Origin of the sequence: Asanoa sp. NPDC050611 (genome assembly GCF_040654855.1) — a bacterium.
Classification (GTDB): domain Bacteria; phylum Actinomycetota; class Actinomycetes; order Mycobacteriales; family Micromonosporaceae; genus Asanoa.
This window is the reverse complement of the sequence record NZ_JBFAIU010000179.1, coordinates 1-15,336: the sequence shown is the minus strand read 5'-3', so window position 1 is coordinate 15,336 and position 15,336 is coordinate 1. Positions and strand designations below refer to the sequence as shown.

Below are 15,336 nucleotides of genomic sequence, written 5' to 3'. Positions count from 1 at the left end.
ACTGGCCTGGCGTACCGAACAGATAGAGCTTGAGGCTCCCGTCGATGGTCACGCAGCCGAAGTCCATGGCGACCGTGGTGGTGGTCTTCGTCGACTCGGGATGCAGGTCGTCGACGCCGATCGAGGCGGTGGTCATCTCCGCCTCGGTGGTCAGCGGGGCGATTTCCGAGATCGCGCCGACCGTGGTGGTCTTGCCGACCCCGAAGCCGCCGGCGATGACGATCTTGACGGGAATGGGCGCCCGGCGCCGCTTCACGGGCGGGCCGACCACGCGTGCGTCGACGGTCGGCGCCGTCGGGCCGATGTGATGCCACCCCACGTTGGGCGCGTAGGCAGACTGTTGCTCCCGATGGCGCCCGCCGGGCTCCGGCTCGTAGCCACCGGCCGGCGGGCGGTCGGTGGTCAGCGGCCACTCAGGAGATCGCACGTAGTCCACGGATCACCCGCCGAATCGTCTCCGGGTCGCGAGGGTCAGCGACATCCAACGTGTGTACATCCAGGTGGCCGGTCGCCCGCAGGTCTCCGACCAGCACCCGGGTCACCCCGAGGTGCATGCGCAACTTGGCCGAGATCTCGGCCACCGACATGGGCGCCACGCAGAGCGCCACGATCGCGTGCAGTTCGCGGGCGCTGCTCGGCAGGTGCGTACGCGCGGGTCCCTCGTGGACGGTCACCTGCGTCTCCATGCCGATCGCCGGGTCGACGCCGACCACCCGACCGGAGGTCAGCACGAACGGGCGCAGCGCGGCCGACACGTCCGCCGAGGCCGGCGCCGCGTCGCGGGGAGGTGCCGGGCCGCCCTCACCACCGGGCAACCCCGCCTGCAGGTACGGGCGCACGCCCGTACCCGGCTCGGGGTCCTGCGGCGCCGTCATGACTGCACGGAGTTCTTCAGCTCGGCGATCAGGCGCGGGGTCAGTGCGCCGCCGGCCCGGCTCGCGAACAGCGTCATCTCGTAGGCGAGCGTGCCCAGGTTGGCCGACCGGTCGGCGATCACGCCGAGCACCGAGCCGCTGCTGATCGAGGTGATCAGCAGGTAGCCGTCGGCCATGTCGACGATCACGCGGTTGAGTCCGCCCAGCGCGTACCAGTTGGCGGCGCCGCCGGCCAGGCTGGTCATGCCGGACACGATCGCGGCCAGCCGCTCGGCGTTGGCCCGGTCCTTGATCGCCGACATCGCCATCAGCAGGCCGTCGCTGGACACGGCGATGGCTTCCAGGACACCCGCGGTGCCCGAGGTGAACGAGTCGAGCAGCCAGTTGAACGTCTGCGCCTCTTGGCTGAGCTGGCCGTTGGACACGTCCGCATCCGGCCGCTCGATGCTTTCGTGGATGTACGGGCTCGTCATCGGGTTCCCTCTTCGTCGCCAAGGCCGGAGCTGATCTGGCGCATGGCCCGCGCCACACCGGATTCGAACTGTTGGACCAGGTCACGTGCGGCGTCCGGATCCGGGGGTTGGTCGGACGTCGGGCGCTCGGTGGTGACCCCCGGGTCGTCCAGCGTGGCGCCGGGTTGGCGCCGGCGCAACGGCTGGCCGGATTGGCCCGCCGCGGGCTTGCGGTTGGTGGTCGGGGCGGCCCCGGTCGTGGCCGTCGCGCGGGCTCCGCCGTTGGCTCCGTTGGTGCCGCCGTTGACGGGCTTGGCGCCCGGGACCGAGCCGCCGCGGACCTGCCGCTCGGCGTACCGGACGCCGGCCTCGAACTCCTCGACCAGCGCGCGGGCGGCGGCCGGGTCGGCCGGCGACGGTGGGCCGGAGGTCGGCGTCGGCTCGGGGTCGGCGACCGGGAGCTGGGCGCCGGGCACCCGGCGGCGCAGGACGGCCTGGGTCTCCTCGTCGGACAGCTCCGGAGCCGGCTTCGCCTTGCCCTTCGGCGGCTTGCCGGGCCGGGCGGGCTTGGCCGGCGGCACAGGGATGACCGGCGCGGCGGCCCGGGGTGGCTCGGGCGTTTCCTGGTCGGCGGGCGGGGAGCCTCTGCGCCCTGTGGCGTGCGCTGACCGACCGGGTCCGGCTGAAACCGGACGAGACCGAGCAGGCCGAGGCCGTCATGACGCGGGCCGCGCGGGAGTGGCTCGCGCTGGACCAGAGCGACAGTCGTGCGATCCACGACGACCCCGACTACCTGCTGCACGGCGTCTCGGGGTAGGGGCCCCGCTGATCGTCAGTCGCCGACGCGGCGTGGGACGTAGCCGTTCGGTGCGCGAACCCAGACGCGGTAACCCAGCGGGACCTGCTGGTGGCGCGGCAGGCCCAAGGCGTTGAAGGAGACCGCGACGTCGTCGAAGACGAGGCCCGATCCCTCGCCGAACTGGACGTCCGGCATCGTGACCGTGACGAAGACCGGCGGTTCCTCGCCGGGGCCTAGGTTGACCGGTTGGAACGCCACCGCGGTGGTCGAGTCGAAGTTCACGTACCCGGCGTCGCCAGGGCGGTTCATCGTCACGCTCGACACTCTGAAGATGTGGTCGCCGTCGTCCGCCACGCCGGTGATGGTCACCGGCCACGGGCGGGGGTTGCGGATCGTCGTGCCGAACGTCATCCGGTCGCCCGGATAGAACGTGAAGACCAACTGCGTCCGCTCGGACTCCGTGCGGACCTCCGCCGCGCCGTCCTGCCACCATGAGCCGCCGTGGTCGAGCCGATGCGTGAGCGCGGTCGTCAGGTAGCCGGCGAACAGCACGAAAGTCACCAACGCGGCTACAAGACGCGGCCGACTCCGGAGGGGAAGCGCCCGCAGCAAGGTCATGGACGTGGTCAGCCGGTGATTTCGATCTTGGAAGATCCCCTGCTGGCGGCCACGAGCACGCTCTTCCGCAGTTCTTCGGCGTCCACCAGCTTCGCCGCCTTCATCCGCTGGCACTTTGCGCGAGCGGTGGCCTTCGGAATGCCGTCGCAATTGATGCTGAGCGCGTAACCAGCGAGGTCACTGGCCTGGGCCAGCCTCCGCTGGACCTCGGCGTCACGCACATAGTCCGCCGAACGGTCGGACGGACTCGGACCTGCCGCGATTGCCGGATCCACGGGCCCGGCGGCAGATGACGGCAAGAGACCGGGCAACGCGGCAACGCCAGCCACCCCCAGGGCGCAGAAACCAGCGATCAAGGCACCCAACACAACGGCGTTCCAGTTCCGGCGGGCCGCGTCTCGCGTCGCGACCGCGCCGATGGACGCCGCCAAGATGGTTGCGCGGGCGCCGATCTCTGCCGCCGCGATCTCGGGATCCTTGCCCGACCGCCGACGCTTTCGTGACATCGCCTGCCTCTCGACCGGGCAATGGTCGCATGTGGATGCAAAGGCAACAAAGCCAGCAGCGGCGTTACCTGCCCGCTGTCCACATCAACCGATGGCACTGATGATGGTGGCGACCTGGCGCCGGAGTAACTCCGCTTCCGCCGGGTCCAGGTTGACCCGGAGCGCGCAAGTCGCGGCGATCGCCGCGTCGTGCAACAAGCCAGGTGCCCACCAGGGCGCAGATCGGCGCGGCTCGACAGCCACCGTGACGGTGCGGGTTTCTCCTCGGATACATTGATCTCTCCGTCTACGGGAGGACGTTGCAATGGCGTTGGAAGCCGTCAACCCGCCGGAGATCGACGAGCCGCTGACTTACAGTCATGTCGTTGTCGCCACCGGGACCCGGATGGTGTTTGTTGCCGGGCAGGTGGCCGAGGACAGCGATGGGAACCTTGTCGGGCGCGGTGACATGGTGGCTCAGGCGCGGCAGGTTTTCGTCAACATCGGGCATGCGCTCGCGGCCGCTGGTGCTCGGCCCGATCAGGTGGCCAGGCTGACCATTTTCGTCGCCGACTACAAGCGCGAGCATCTGGCGCAGATCGAGCAGGGAAGGGTCGCGTTGTTCGGCGATCACAAGCCGACCGACACGCTGGTCGGGGTTGCCTCGCTGTCCAGCCCGGACTATCTCCTCGAGGTCGACGCCATCGCGGTCGTCGACGACGCGGAGCGACGTTGACCCGTGCGCCGTTACGGTGGGCGGCATGGTGCTCGACGAGCTGGCCGACCGCACGGTGCTGACCACCCGCGAGTACGCCACACCGGATCGGTTGAATGCCCGTATCGCGCTCTACGCGTACCAGGAGCCTCGGCACGATCTCGTCGGGTCCGCGGTGCGCCTGCTGCATCGCGCCCCTGGTCCGGTGTTGGACGTGGGTTGCGGGCCGGGGCATTACCGCGCCGCGTTGCGGGTAGATCGTCCGGACCGCGCCGCCATCGCGTGCGACCTGTCGATGGGCATGCTGCTGGTGGCCGGTTCGCCGGCGCTCGTCGCGGACGCGGCGGCGCTGCCCGTGCGCGACGCGTCGTGCGGTGCGGTGCTCGCGATGCACATGCTCTACCACGTGCCCGACCCGGAGGCCGGGGTCGCGGAATTGGCGCGGGTACGGGCTCCGGACGGCACGGTGCTGCTGTCGACCAACGGCGCGCGGGACAAGCGGCGGCCCCGCGACCTGCACGACGAGGTGGTGCGCGAACTCACCGGCGGACCGGCCAGGCGTCACCTGACGCGCCGGTTCAACCTCGAGGACGGCGAGCGGATGGCCCGGCGGCATTTCCGCACGGTCGAGCGGATCGACTTCGTCAGCACCATCGCGGTGCCCGATCCCGAGCCGGTCGTCCGTTGGCTCGGTTCGATGGGCGACGCGGCGCCGGCCCTACTCGGCGAGGTACGCGCACGGATCACCGCGATCATCGAACGCGAGGGCACCTTCCGCCTCGACGCGCACGCGGGCTTCCTGCTTTGTCGATGACCGGGCGTCAGTTCCGAGCGCCGTCGGTCGCGGCGATGACCACGCGGTTGCCGAGCGGTTCCGACAGGTCGACGTCGTACGGCACCGCGGCTACGCCGATCGCCAGGCACGGTTGGTCCTTCGCGGCCGGGGCGGGCGTCGAGACGACCTCGCCCACCGTGGTGAGGACGACCGTGGCCGCCGTCTCGGTGACCTCTACCCGGTAGCGCATCACCGGCTGGCTCGGGCAGTTGCTCTGGCCCGGCACCGCGTACCTGATCCGCCTGCCCTCGCGCGACAGTTGGTCCGGCCCGATCGTCACGGCGTCGTTCGGTTCGCCGTAGCGCCAGAACGCCTCCTTGGCCAGCGCCGGCCAGGCGACCGGCTCGATGAAGTCCGGCCCGTCGAACAGCCACGCCGGTAGGCGGAGCCGACCGCGGTCCGTGCCGAACTCCGCCGAGCCCAGCGTGATCGTCGTGATCCGGATCGGCGCGGGGCTCGCGTCCGGGGCGTTGGCCGGCTCGCCCTGCCCACGCACCAGCGCGAACGCCTCGTCCGGTCGCAGCGCCGGGAACGCGAACCGGCCGTCGGGCAGGTCCGCGGTGACGGTCGCCGGCGTCTCGGGCAGCGGCGCGGCCAGTTCGATCCGGCCGGTCATGAACGCCAGCTTGCCGTCGCCGCTGTTGAAGCCGGAGATCTCGGCGAGGCCGCCGCCGGTCACGATGATGGGGCGTGGCTTCTGGTCGACGGGGAACCCGTCCCAGTCCTGTGCGCCGCCAGGGGCGATCGGAGCGCCCAGGCCGGGTGCGACGTCGCCGACGGGTGTGCCTGGTTGGGCACAGGCGGCGAGCAGTGCGAGAGCGGCGATGGCCGCGCACACGGCGGGCGACACGCGTCGGGTCATACGTCATGTGACGTCGGCGCGCCCCAGTCGGGTTCCGTCGAGTTCGCGTCGCGCGGTCTGACCGATCCCAAGGGCGCTCCGGCCTCCGATCGTGCGCGTGCCCCGCGGAGGATGGCGGTGACCTCGTCGAGGACCGCGGTCGGTGGCTTCGTGGCGTCGACGATGTGGGTCGCGCGGGTCTTCTGGGGCACCACCAGGCGGCGGTGAGCGGGCAGCAGCGTGCGGGACAGGTACGGCTCCCGGTTCTCCTCCGCCCACGCGCGCAGCGCGCGGCGGCGGAGCAGTTCTTCCTCCGGCAGGTCGAGGTACACCCGGACCTCGAACGTCGACGCGATCTCCGAGTCGTGCAGCGCCAGATGGCCCACGAGGGCGCAGATCGGGCGGGGTTCGACCACCAGCGTCGTAATGCCGGCGGCGCGGCTTTCGCGGGAGCGTGCCGACACCGCGGTCGGCCGGCCCGCGCGCAGGTCCGCGAGGTGGGTGCGCAGGTCGTCCCAGCGCCACAGCGACGGGTCGTCCCAGTCCCCGACGACGCGGCCCGCGGCTGCCAGGGCCGCGCGGCCGAGGACTAGGTCGTCCAGCGACAGCACCGACAGGGAGCCGCCGAAGCGGGCCGACAACGTCGCCGCGAGCGTTGTCTTGCCGCTTCCGGTGCCGCCGGTGATTGCGACGAACAGGGTCACGCCCGGACGATAGCCCCGGCGGCGTTGGAAGAGGCAGCTAGGATCCACCTCCCTGACTAGAGGAGATGATCGGCCGGCTATGGGTGACCAACTGACCGTGATGCGATTCGACGAAGCCGGTAAGCCTGGCACCGATCTGCCGGTCGATGTGGTGGCTGCCAGGTTGCGCGAGCTGTTCGTCGACGATCCACAGTTGGATCTGCCGATGGCGGAGGGCGACATTGTCGAACTCGAGCGGATGGGCGAACGGGCCAGTTTCGACGGGTACGTCTACGTCGGCGCCAACGGCATACAGCGAGTTGTCACCGAGTTCACCGACCACTCGTACGGTGAGCGGGTGCACCAGTTCCGGGACGAGATCACGCCCGTGCTGGACGTGTTGCTCGCCCTCGCGCGCGAGACGGATGCGCGCCTGTTCGACGTGGCTGATCCCGACCAGTCCAACCTGGCGAGGTCGCGGGCACTCGACCTGCTCGCACCTGTCGATCCACCTGACTTTGGCTGACCGCCGACTTGTGGGCTCTGGCAGACGTAGTTCACTTGCCACCCGGGATCGGCTTGCCGCTGGTCGCGCGATGCGGGCCACGGGCGGGTCGCAACGCGAGTGCGGGCGCGGCCGACAGCGGCCTGGCACCGGCAAGCTGTGTCGCAGCCAGAGGCGAACCGCCTCTACGAGGCAAACTGGGTCGGCGCCCCGCGAGACCGCGACCCGTGCTCTGGCCTCAATGGCCGGGCCCAGCCGCGCCAGCGGAGGAGCCGCCTTACAAAAACCCGTCCTCCACCTGTTCGACAATCAAGCTCCACCAGTGGTCATCATCTTCGAAAGCGGCAGCGTCCCGGTGTCGTAGCCAAGCGCGAAAGTCGTCGACAAGAGCGCTCTCCTGCTCCTCACCCAGGTCCCGGCCATATTCACAAAGGGCCTGATACAGCCCTAGGAAATCCACGAAGTGGCCCACGTTCGAGTTCACGAACCTGAAGATGTCCTGCTGCGGGTTGATGGACCACACCGCATCGTTGCCGGCTTCCACGACCAGCGTGGTGCCGTAGTCGTCACCTATCACCAGAAAGTCGGTGTCGCGGAACCGCAACGGCACGAGCAGGCGCTCATCTCGATTGAGGGTCACCTCAAGCGGGCACTCCGCGGGAAACCCCACACCCGTCAGAAAGTGCGAGGTATAAATCCCGACGGGTCGTCCTTCCACCGAAGACTCGGCGACGGGGACGAGCCGGTTCCCCCACCACCGGCGCGCGTCCCACCCTTCCAATGCTCCGGCCGCGTACCTCTCTGTTCCACTCACAGCGGCCAGTCTGGCAGTAAAAGTTCGATCGCACGCCTGGCGTCGCTGGACGCCCGGCCTCGCGGCGCCGGAGGCGTTCGCCGCAGCGTCCGTCACCACGTGCCCGGCCGCGGCCAGGGCCGCGCGGCCGACGCAGAGACGGCGCCGTCGTGAGCGTTGTCCTGCTGCTTCCGGTGCCGCCGGTGATGGCGACCAACAGGGCCACCGCGGCGGCACCGGAAAACGACAGCTAGATCAGCGACAAGGCGCGGTCGCTGACGAAGCAGGACAGGCCGAACTGGGCCGCTCGCCGGCGGGCGAACTCGCTCAGGCCCTCCGTGTCCGCGTAGTCCAACGCGTACAGGTCGACGTCGTACTGCAGCAGCTGCTCCGCCACCTGCGCGTGGTGCTCCAGGACGTCCGGCGGCCACGGGCCGTAGCCGTCGTCCGTCCACCGGGCCGAGAACGACTCGAACAGGATGCCGTCGACGAACTCCGTCAGCCGCGGGAGGAGGCCGAAGCCGCGGTTGGCGAGGAGGTACCGCGGTTTGGCCTCCTCCCTGATCGCGGCGATCAGCGCCAGCAGATGGGGCAGATCCTCCGGGTACGTGAACTCCACGTTGAGCGTGTCCAGGAACAGCCCGGTGAACCCCGCCGCCATCTCCGCGCGCGCCTGGCCGACCACGTGGTCCACCCAGCCCGGGTGTCCGACGTGGACGAACGCGCCGCCCCAGTCCGGGTTGCGCTCCTCCCGCTGCCACGGTGCCGGCGGGCCCTGGTCCTCCGACAGCGACAGGTAGCCCATCGGCTCGGTGCCTCGGGCGCGCAGGCTCTCCAGTTCCGCGGCGGAATAGAACTCCGACTGGAGCACGACCCGGGGGTAGCGGGCCAGCGCGTCCAGCTGGCCGGCGCCGTAGTAGAAGCCGATCGCGTCGTCGTGGCTCATCGCGCCGACCATTCCCGGTACCAGGCGATCGTGCGGCGCACGCCCTCCTCGAGGTCGACCGACGGCGCGAAGCCGGTCAGCGACCGCAGGAGCCCGAGGTCCGGGCGGCGGCGCGCCACCGAGCCCGGCGGGGCCGGCACCGGCTCCAGCGCCGCCTCGCCGGACGTCAGCCGCAGCACCAGCTTCGCCAGGTCCGCGATGTTCGTCTCCTGCGTGTCGTCTCCGATGTGGACGATCTGACCGAAGGCCGCGGGCGTGGCCATCAGGCGCAGCATCGCGTCGACCGCGTCGTCGACGTAGCAGAACGCCCGGAACTGGTCGGCGCCCCACACCCGGAACGGGTCCTCGCCCGCGAACGAGCGCATCGCCATCTCCGGAATGACGTGGTCGGCGCCCATCCGCGGCCCGTACACGTTGTGGAACCGGCCGACGACCGCCGCGAAGCCCTTGTCCCGGGCGGCGTGCAGGAAACCGGCCTCACCGAGGAGCTTGCTGATGGCGTACGCGAACCGCGGCGCGGTCACGTCGCGCACCATGACGGGGACGTCCTCGGTGGTCGGCACGGGCACGATCCCGGCATCGACGCCGCCCGCGTAGACCTCGCTGGTCGAGGAGAAGAACACCTTCTCGCCCGGCTGCAGCCAGTCGAGCGCGTGCAGGGCGACGAGCGCGTTGACCCGGATCGTCCGGTACGGGTCGCGCTCCACGTTGCGCACGCCGACGACGGCGGCCAGCACGTAGATCTGGTCCCAGCCGTGCGGCAGCGCGGCCCACGCGGCCGGGTCGGTGAGGTCCGCCGACCGGATCGAGGCGCCCGGTTGTGCGCGGACCGCGTCGAGCTCCTGGTCGTCGCGGCCCCGCGAGAAGTCGTCGACGATCGTCACGCGGTGTCCGTCGGCGAGCAGCCGGCGGGCCAGGTGCAGGCCGATGAAGCCCGCACCGCCGAGCAGCAGCACGTTCATGCGGTCACCCCGGCGCGGCCGACGTAGCCCAGCCCGGCGTACTGCACACCGGCCGCCGTGATGGCGTCCTCGTCCAGGATCCGCCACGAGTCGTAGATGACCGCCGGCCGGTTGGCGCCCAGCACCGAGTCGATCTGGATCGCCCGGTAGTCCGGGTGGTCGTTGATGACCAGCACCGCGTCCGACTCGCTGAACGCCTTGTCGAGGCTGACCGGCAGGCCGCCGTACTGGCGGATGACGTCGTCGGTGACCATCGGGTCGTGGCCGAGCACGGTCAGCCCGGCCTCGGCGAAGACCGGCATCATCGTGGCGATCGGGGTGCCGCGCATGTCGTCGGTGGGCGGCCAGCCCTTGTAGGCCCAGCCGAGCACGGCCAGCCGCGCGCCCTGGGTCGAGCCGCGGACCGCGCGGATCCGGTCGACGACGGTGCGGGCCACGTGCGGCGGCAGGAACTCGTTGAGCGCGCGGGCGCGGCCGACGAGGAACGGCTCCTCGTCGCCGGCCGAGTCGATCATGATGTACGGGTCCTTCGACAGGCAGCCGCCGCCGACGTACCCGGGCTTCGCGAGGTCCGGTCGCGGGTAGTCGAGGTTCGCCGCGCGGATCACCTCGAGTGGGTCGAGCCCGTGCCGCTCGGAGATCAGGGCGATCTCGTTGCCGTACGAGTAGATCAGGTCGGTGTGGCAGTTGTTGGAGAGCTTCACCATCTCGGCGGTCTCCAGGCTGGACACCGGCACCAGCTCGTGTGCCAGGCCGGCGAAGAAGGTCAGGCCCGCCTCGCGGGAGACCTCGTCGAGCCCGCCGACCACCTGCGGCAGCTCGACCAGCTCGCGCAGCGCCTGCCCCTGGATCGTCCGCTCGGGCGCCATCACCAGCCGCACGTCGTCGCCCCAGGCCTCGCGCAGGGCCGGCAGCACGACCCGCCGGCTGGTGCCGACCGGCACGGTGCTGCGGACGACCACCAGGGTGCCCGGCGCGCACTGCTCGGCGACGAACCGCGCCGCGGCGGCGAGGTTGGTGAGGTTGGGGCGGTGGGTCTGCTCGTCCACCGGCGTGGAGACCGAGATGACCGCGACGTCCACACCGGACTTCGGGAGGTCCGCGGCGACGAAGATGTTCGTGCCCACGTGCTCGCGGAAGGCCTCCGCCACCCCGGGTTCGAAGATGTGCGGCTTGCCGCTGTTGAGTAGGTCGATGACGGCGGGCTGCACGTCCACCCCGTGGACGGTGAAACCCTTGTTGGCGAGGGCGGCGGTCAGGGTCAGGCCGACGTAGCCCATCCCGACGACACCAACAGACGTGGGCATTGGAGTTCCTCCGAACTAGATCCGGTCGAGTTCGCGGACGGTGACGCAGCCGGCGAATCGCTCGGCGGCGTACCTGTCCCGCGCGGTGCGGACGTTGTCGCGGCGGGCGGCATAGTCGACGGCGAGCACGAGCTTGCCGGCGGCGCGCAGGGCCCGCGTTTCGGCCAGGTTCTCCGTGCACCAGCTCTCGGTGCACGGCTCGTCGGTCGCGAGGAAGAACAGCTCTTCCATCCCGATCCCGTCGATGGCCGCGGTGTAGCCGGGCTGCCTACGCAGCTCGGGCGAGTTCTGCGGGAAGATGCCGAACGCAGGGGCGCGTTCCTTGGCGTACGTGCTGATGCGCACGATGAGGTCGGCCATGCGCCGGGCCAGGCTCTCCCGGCTCTCGCCGGGCACCAGCTTCAGGTCGATCTCCTCGTACGCGAGTGGTGTGTCGAGGTAGACGCCGTCGAACCCGGCCTTCAGCGCCTGGTCGATCCGGGGCCGGACGGCGATCTCCCACCAGCGCTCCTCCCAGAAGCGCACGAAGTGCTCCTCCGGCCAGTCCTCCCACCGGTTGAGCTCGAGACCGGCGTCGACGGTCCCGCGATATTCGGGCCGGAAGTTCTCGATGCTGCCGATCTCGAAGTAGGCCAGGACGCGCTTGCCGGACGCGCGGACGGCCTTGATCTCGTCGGCCGTGAACCAGTCCGACCTGGCGTCGCGGGCCAGGTCGACGACGGCCAGGTCACCGGGTGCCCGGGCGATGGCGTCGAGCTTGCCGCCGTCGTACCCCTGGAGCTGGTAGAGCCAGGTTTTCACCGACGTCCAGGACCGCGGCCGGCGCGGTGCGCCGGACGACCGTGGCGACGGTTGCGACCCCAGGCCGGCGACCCCGTCGGCCGGGTCAGGCGACGCCGGCACGGCGCCCCCGGAAGGCGACGGGATCGCCGGCGTTTCCGGCCCGCCGGAGCACGCCGGCACCGCCGCGGCGAGCAGACACACCCACAGCGATGCCAGCATGCGACGGCCCCACATGGTCAGTTGCCACCGACCCCGGCCCACACGTCCGACAGCGCGTCGCCGAGGGTGTGCGCCGGCTGCCAGCCGAGCACGGCCTGGGAGCGGGAGATGTCGCCGAGCATCCAGTCGACGGCGACCGACCGGGCCGGCCCGAGGCCACGCTCGCGGATCTCGCCGGACCACCCGGCCACCTTCGCGAGCACCTCGACGGCCTCGCGGCAGGTGACCGCCGTGCCGCTCGCGACGTTGAAGACGCGAACCCGCGGGTCGGTCACCAGCACGGCGGCCGCTACGGCAGCCGCCGCGTCGCGGACGTCGACGAAGTCGCGGTGCGCGCCGAGCGACGCGAGCGTGACGTGGTCGGCACCGTCGCGCGCGGCGGCGTGGATCAGCGCGGCGGCCCGGCCGAGCAGGTTGTCCGGGTGCATGCCGGCGCCGACGGGGTTGAACACCCGCAGCGTCACGCCGTCGACCCGGCCCGCCGCCGTGGCGAGGCCGAGCAGGCGGGTCGCGGCGAGGTGGGTCACGCCGTACTCGCTGACCGGTTCGCACGGGTCGGTCTCCGCGACCGCGGCGCCGTGCGGGACCACGCCGTACTCACTCGCGGAACCGAGCCGGACCAGCCGGGCGCCGGGTGCGGCCGTGGCGACCGCCTCGACGAGCTTCGCCGTGACGAGCGTGTTGGCCGCGGTGAGGTCGTGCCCGGTGCCGCTGAGGCGGCCGGTGCAGTTCACCACCGCGTCCGGCGCGGCGGCGCGGACCAGGTCGGTCAGCGCGTCGACGCCGCCGTCGACGAGGTCGTGGCGGGCGCGCCCGGGGCAGTCGACCGCGGTCACCCGCGCGTCGGCCGCCAGCACCCGGCGGACGTGACCCCCGAGGAACCCGGACGCGCCGAAGAGCAGGACCCTCATGCGGCCGCCGCCCGGGTGCGCGCCGGCAGCAGCATCGGCTCCAGCTCGCCGAACGTGCGGTTGGCCTCGTCGTAGTCCTCGGGCCGCCCGATGTCGAGCCAGAAGCCGTCGAACGCGTACGTCGACGGGAACGCGCCCTGGTTCATCAGGTCGGTGATGAGCTGGTCGAAGCCGAACGACAGGCCGGCCGGGTACGGCAGCAGCGTGCTCCGGGACATGCCGTAGACGCCCATGCTGACCGGGTAGCGATAGGTCGGCTTCTCGGTGAACCCGACGATCTTGCCGCTCTCCAGGCCGAGCACCCCAAAGTCGATCTTCACCGTCCGGGTGAAGGTCGCCACCGTGAGCGGTGCGCCCGAGGCGGTGTGCCGGTCGATCAGTCCCCGGTAGTCGAGGTCGGTGAGTACGTCGCCGTTCATCACGAGGAACTGCTCCGGTAGTCGGTCGGTCATGCCGAACAGCGGCCCGACCGTCGACAGTGGAATCGTCTCCTCGACGTAGTCCACCCGCAGGCCCCAGCGCGCCCCGTCCGCGACGAACGCGCGGATGAGCTCACCGAGATGGTTGATGGCGATGGTCACCGAGCGGAAGCCCTGGTCCGCCAGCTGTTGCAGGATGATCTCCAGGATCGCGTAGCGGTCGCCGATCGGGACCAGTGGCTTCGGCAGCGCCGTGGTGTACGGCCGCAGCCGCACACCCTTGCCACCAGCAAGGATCACCGCGTGCATGTCTTCCCCCCAGGATTCTCAGCGGTAACGGGAGACCTGGCCCAGCACCGGCGTCAGACCCACGAGCAGGAGGATCTGCAGCAGTACGGCGCTGCCCAGGTAGAACACGGTCGAGGGAACGTCGGGGGACGTCCCGAGTACGTACGGCGCGCCCAGGCTGGCCGCGACGGCCACCGCGAGACCGCCGCACAGCCACCCGTAGCGCAGGTGGTTGGCGAGCACGAAAGCCGTGAGGTACGCACCGGCCATCAGCACCTGAGCGCCTGCCATCGCGAGGACGGCGGTGCTGAGCCGGTCGTTCGTCCACAGCAGAGCGACGAGCGCCGCCGAGAACAGGGCCGTGGTCAGCCAGCAGGCGACCACGTTGCCGGCGAGCAGCAGCCAGACGCGCCGGTGGAAATCGCGTGGGTAGCGGACCCGGGTGAGCAGCCGCCTGGCCTCCTCCGTGAAGCGGCGGGCCCGCCACTCCACGACGCCCATCGTCACGATGAGCCCGAGGCCGACCACGACGACGTCGACCTGCGACAGCAGGTACGGCGCCTGCGCGTGCAGCAGGAACGCCGCCGCGAGCGCGTTGTAGAGCAGGATCCAGGCCAGCGCGCCGACCCGGCCCCGGAACAGCCCGCGGAAGCCGCCGACCACGGAGATCGTGCGGCCCACGCCGGCCCGCCACGACCGCCACACCCCGAACAGCAGGGCGGCCGTGACACAGGCGGCCACGGCGATCAGCGCCCAGCCGAGCGTGACCTCCTCGAGCACGTACGCGACGCCCACCGCGGCGGCCGGGGCGACCAGCACGGCGAGCCAGACCTCGAGGCGGTAGAAGACCAGGATGGTGCTGGCCATCTGGTACGCCATCACGCCCGGCACCAGCGCCGCGGCGATCAGCCCACCGCCGACCACCATCGTCACGCCGACACCGGCGAGCCCGGCCACCACCAGCCCGAGCAGCGTCGACCAGGCCAGCACCCGACCCGCGGTGCGCTGGTCGTCGACGTTGAGGCACTGGTAGGCGAGCCAGGTCGCGCCCGCCGCCCAGACCCAGCCCAGCGCGCCGGCCACCACGAGGGCGAACAGCAGGGGCCGGGGCGCGATGATCGCGGCCACGGCCGGGAACAGCGCACCGGGCAACAGGTAGAGCGGCCCGTGGAAGATCTCCCGGGCGGCCCGCGCGAGGTCGCGGACCGGCGGGCCGACAGGCCGCAGCCGGCGCACCCCACCGCCGGCGCGGCGGAACACCGCGTCGGCGAGGTCGAACACGTCGGTGTAGCCGAACACCGCCCGCGCCGCCCGGTCGGTCACCCCGTCGGCCTCGAGCAGCGCGGCGACCTGCAGGGCGTCGACCGCTTCCTTGGCCGTCTCACGGACCCGGTCGACGAGGTCGTCGAGCGGGTCGCCGGAGCGCGGCCTGGTGCCCGTCTCCGCGGTCACCACCATCCCGGACGTGATGGCGATGGTCGCGTCGGCGGCGTACGACCGGGCGGCGGCCATGATGGGCGCGCGCGGGCCCGCGGTCAGGGTCATGCGGCCCGCTCCTCGGACTCGACGGCTTCCTGGGCCACGCGGCCGACGTAGCGTTCGATCGCCGCCCGGCCCACGTACACCTTGTCGGCCTCGACGGGCGGTCTGTCGGTGAGCTCCTTGGCCACCCGGCCGACGTAACGGGAGACGGCCACGCGGCCCACGTACACGACGTCCGCGGGTGCCGCGGCCGGCTCGGCGGTGAGCTCGGGGTTCGAGAGCCGCTCGTAGAGGTTGCGGTAGGCGTCCAGCGACTGGGCCAGCGCCCTGCGCCTGCTGGACGGCGGCCGGGGCGGCGCCGAGCGGCACCGGTCGCTGCGCGCCGTGCTCGGTTGGAGCGACGAGCTGCTCGACGACG

The 15,336-nt window shown here is 71.4% G+C and carries 21 protein-coding genes; 4 read left to right on the top strand and 17 right to left on the bottom strand.

Going from position 1 to position 15,336, the window contains the following annotated elements; genetic code table 11:
- The 4 genes from AB0H87_RS25100 to AB0H87_RS25085 all read right to left on the bottom strand — a co-directional run.
- Nucleotides 1–304: ATP/GTP-binding protein (locus AB0H87_RS25100; RefSeq protein WP_360150239.1), on the bottom strand; the 304-nt coding region annotated here is incomplete at its 3' end.
- A 109-nt stretch (nt 305–413) separates the two neighbouring features.
- Nucleotides 414–875 (bottom strand): DUF742 domain-containing protein, encoded by a 462-nt coding sequence (locus tag AB0H87_RS25095; RefSeq protein ID WP_360150236.1) that lies wholly within the window; start codon nt 873–875, stop codon nt 414–416.
- A complete protein-coding gene (locus tag AB0H87_RS25090; protein WP_360150233.1) occupies nt 872–1,348 on the bottom strand; it encodes a roadblock/LC7 domain-containing protein in 477 nt (158 codons plus the stop codon). Before AB0H87_RS25090 ends, AB0H87_RS25095 begins: the two co-directional genes overlap by 4 nt.
- A complete protein-coding gene (locus AB0H87_RS25085) occupies nt 1,345–1,908 on the bottom strand; it encodes a hypothetical protein (RefSeq protein ID WP_360150230.1) in 564 nt (187 codons plus the stop codon). Before AB0H87_RS25085 ends, AB0H87_RS25090 begins: the two co-directional genes overlap by 4 nt.
- A 26-nt stretch (nt 1,909–1,934) precedes the next feature.
- Between AB0H87_RS25085 and AB0H87_RS25080 the strand changes: the two genes are divergently transcribed.
- A complete protein-coding gene (locus tag AB0H87_RS25080) occupies nt 1,935–2,144 on the top strand; it encodes a hypothetical protein (RefSeq protein ID WP_360150227.1) in 210 nt (69 codons plus the stop codon).
- 15 nt (nt 2,145–2,159) lie between these two features.
- On the opposite strand, the gene AB0H87_RS25075 is transcribed toward AB0H87_RS25080, so the two are convergent.
- Nucleotides 2,160–2,687 carry a hypothetical protein gene (locus AB0H87_RS25075; protein ID WP_360150224.1) on the bottom strand — a complete coding sequence of 176 codons (528 nt, stop codon included), beginning with the start codon at nt 2,685–2,687 and terminating at the stop codon, nt 2,160–2,162.
- A gap of 65 nt (nt 2,688–2,752) precedes the next feature.
- A complete protein-coding gene (locus tag AB0H87_RS25070) occupies nt 2,753–3,250 on the bottom strand; it encodes a hypothetical protein (RefSeq protein ID WP_360150221.1) in 498 nt (165 codons plus the stop codon).
- 304 nt (nt 3,251–3,554) lie between these two features.
- Between AB0H87_RS25070 and AB0H87_RS25065 the strand changes: the two genes are divergently transcribed.
- Together AB0H87_RS25065 and AB0H87_RS25060 are read left to right on the top strand one after the other, a co-directional pair.
- Nucleotides 3,555–3,965, top strand: coding sequence for a RidA family protein (locus tag AB0H87_RS25065; RefSeq protein WP_360150218.1), 411 nt, complete (start codon nt 3,555–3,557; stop codon nt 3,963–3,965).
- Nucleotides 3,966–3,990: 25 nt separating this feature from the next.
- Nucleotides 3,991–4,758 (top strand): methyltransferase domain-containing protein, encoded by a 768-nt coding sequence (locus tag AB0H87_RS25060; protein WP_360150215.1) that lies wholly within the window; start codon nt 3,991–3,993, stop codon nt 4,756–4,758.
- Between the two features lie 7 nt (nt 4,759–4,765).
- Here the strand turns inward: AB0H87_RS25060 and AB0H87_RS25055 are convergent, their stop codons facing one another.
- Both AB0H87_RS25055 and AB0H87_RS25050 read right to left on the bottom strand, forming a co-directional pair.
- Nucleotides 4,766–5,629, bottom strand: coding sequence for a hypothetical protein (locus AB0H87_RS25055; protein ID WP_360150212.1), 864 nt, complete (start codon nt 5,627–5,629; stop codon nt 4,766–4,768).
- 8 nt (nt 5,630–5,637) lie between these two features.
- Complete coding sequence (locus tag AB0H87_RS25050) at nt 5,638–6,324, bottom strand: hypothetical protein (RefSeq protein WP_360150209.1); 687 nt, start codon at nt 6,322–6,324, stop codon at nt 5,638–5,640.
- A 79-nt stretch (nt 6,325–6,403) separates the two neighbouring features.
- Here AB0H87_RS25050 and AB0H87_RS25045 point away from each other — a divergent pair, with 79 nt between their 5' ends.
- On the top strand, nt 6,404–6,829 hold the full coding sequence (locus AB0H87_RS25045) for a hypothetical protein (protein ID WP_360150206.1): 426 nt from the start codon (nt 6,404–6,406) through the stop codon (nt 6,827–6,829).
- A 256-nt stretch (nt 6,830–7,085) separates the two neighbouring features.
- Here AB0H87_RS25045 and AB0H87_RS25040 read toward each other — a convergent pair whose 3' ends face one another.
- The 9 genes from AB0H87_RS25040 to AB0H87_RS25000 all read right to left on the bottom strand — a co-directional run.
- Nucleotides 7,086–7,622: an SUKH-4 family immunity protein gene (locus tag AB0H87_RS25040; RefSeq protein WP_360150203.1), complete on the bottom strand. Its 537-nt coding sequence runs from the start codon at nt 7,620–7,622 to the stop codon at nt 7,086–7,088.
- Between the two features lie 229 nt (nt 7,623–7,851).
- Nucleotides 7,852–8,547, bottom strand: coding sequence for a hypothetical protein (locus AB0H87_RS25035; RefSeq protein WP_360150200.1), 696 nt, complete (start codon nt 8,545–8,547; stop codon nt 7,852–7,854).
- Nucleotides 8,544–9,509 carry an NAD-dependent epimerase/dehydratase family protein gene (locus AB0H87_RS25030; RefSeq protein WP_360150197.1) on the bottom strand — a complete coding sequence of 322 codons (966 nt, stop codon included), beginning with the start codon at nt 9,507–9,509 and terminating at the stop codon, nt 8,544–8,546. Before AB0H87_RS25030 ends, AB0H87_RS25035 begins: the two co-directional genes overlap by 4 nt.
- Complete coding sequence (locus AB0H87_RS25025; RefSeq protein WP_360150194.1) at nt 9,506–10,816, bottom strand: nucleotide sugar dehydrogenase; 1,311 nt, start codon at nt 10,814–10,816, stop codon at nt 9,506–9,508. The genes AB0H87_RS25030 and AB0H87_RS25025 overlap by 4 nt, the downstream gene beginning before the upstream one ends.
- Nucleotides 10,817–10,831: 15 nt before the next feature.
- On the bottom strand, nt 10,832–11,818 hold the full coding sequence (locus tag AB0H87_RS25020) for an endo alpha-1,4 polygalactosaminidase (protein WP_360150191.1): 987 nt from the start codon (nt 11,816–11,818) through the stop codon (nt 10,832–10,834).
- A gap of 17 nt (nt 11,819–11,835) precedes the next feature.
- Nucleotides 11,836–12,729, bottom strand: coding sequence for an NAD(P)-dependent oxidoreductase (locus AB0H87_RS25015; protein ID WP_360150188.1), 894 nt, complete (start codon nt 12,727–12,729; stop codon nt 11,836–11,838).
- Nucleotides 12,726–13,457 carry a sugar phosphate nucleotidyltransferase gene (locus AB0H87_RS25010; protein ID WP_360150185.1) on the bottom strand — a complete coding sequence of 244 codons (732 nt, stop codon included), beginning with the start codon at nt 13,455–13,457 and terminating at the stop codon, nt 12,726–12,728. The genes AB0H87_RS25015 and AB0H87_RS25010 overlap by 4 nt, the downstream gene beginning before the upstream one ends.
- 18 nt (nt 13,458–13,475) lie before the next feature.
- Nucleotides 13,476–14,981, bottom strand: coding sequence for a hypothetical protein (locus tag AB0H87_RS25005; protein ID WP_360150182.1), 1,506 nt, complete (start codon nt 14,979–14,981; stop codon nt 13,476–13,478).
- On the bottom strand, nt 14,978–15,336 hold a 359-nt coding region (locus tag AB0H87_RS25000), incomplete at its 5' end, for a hypothetical protein (protein WP_360150179.1). The genes AB0H87_RS25005 and AB0H87_RS25000, both read right to left, overlap by 4 nt.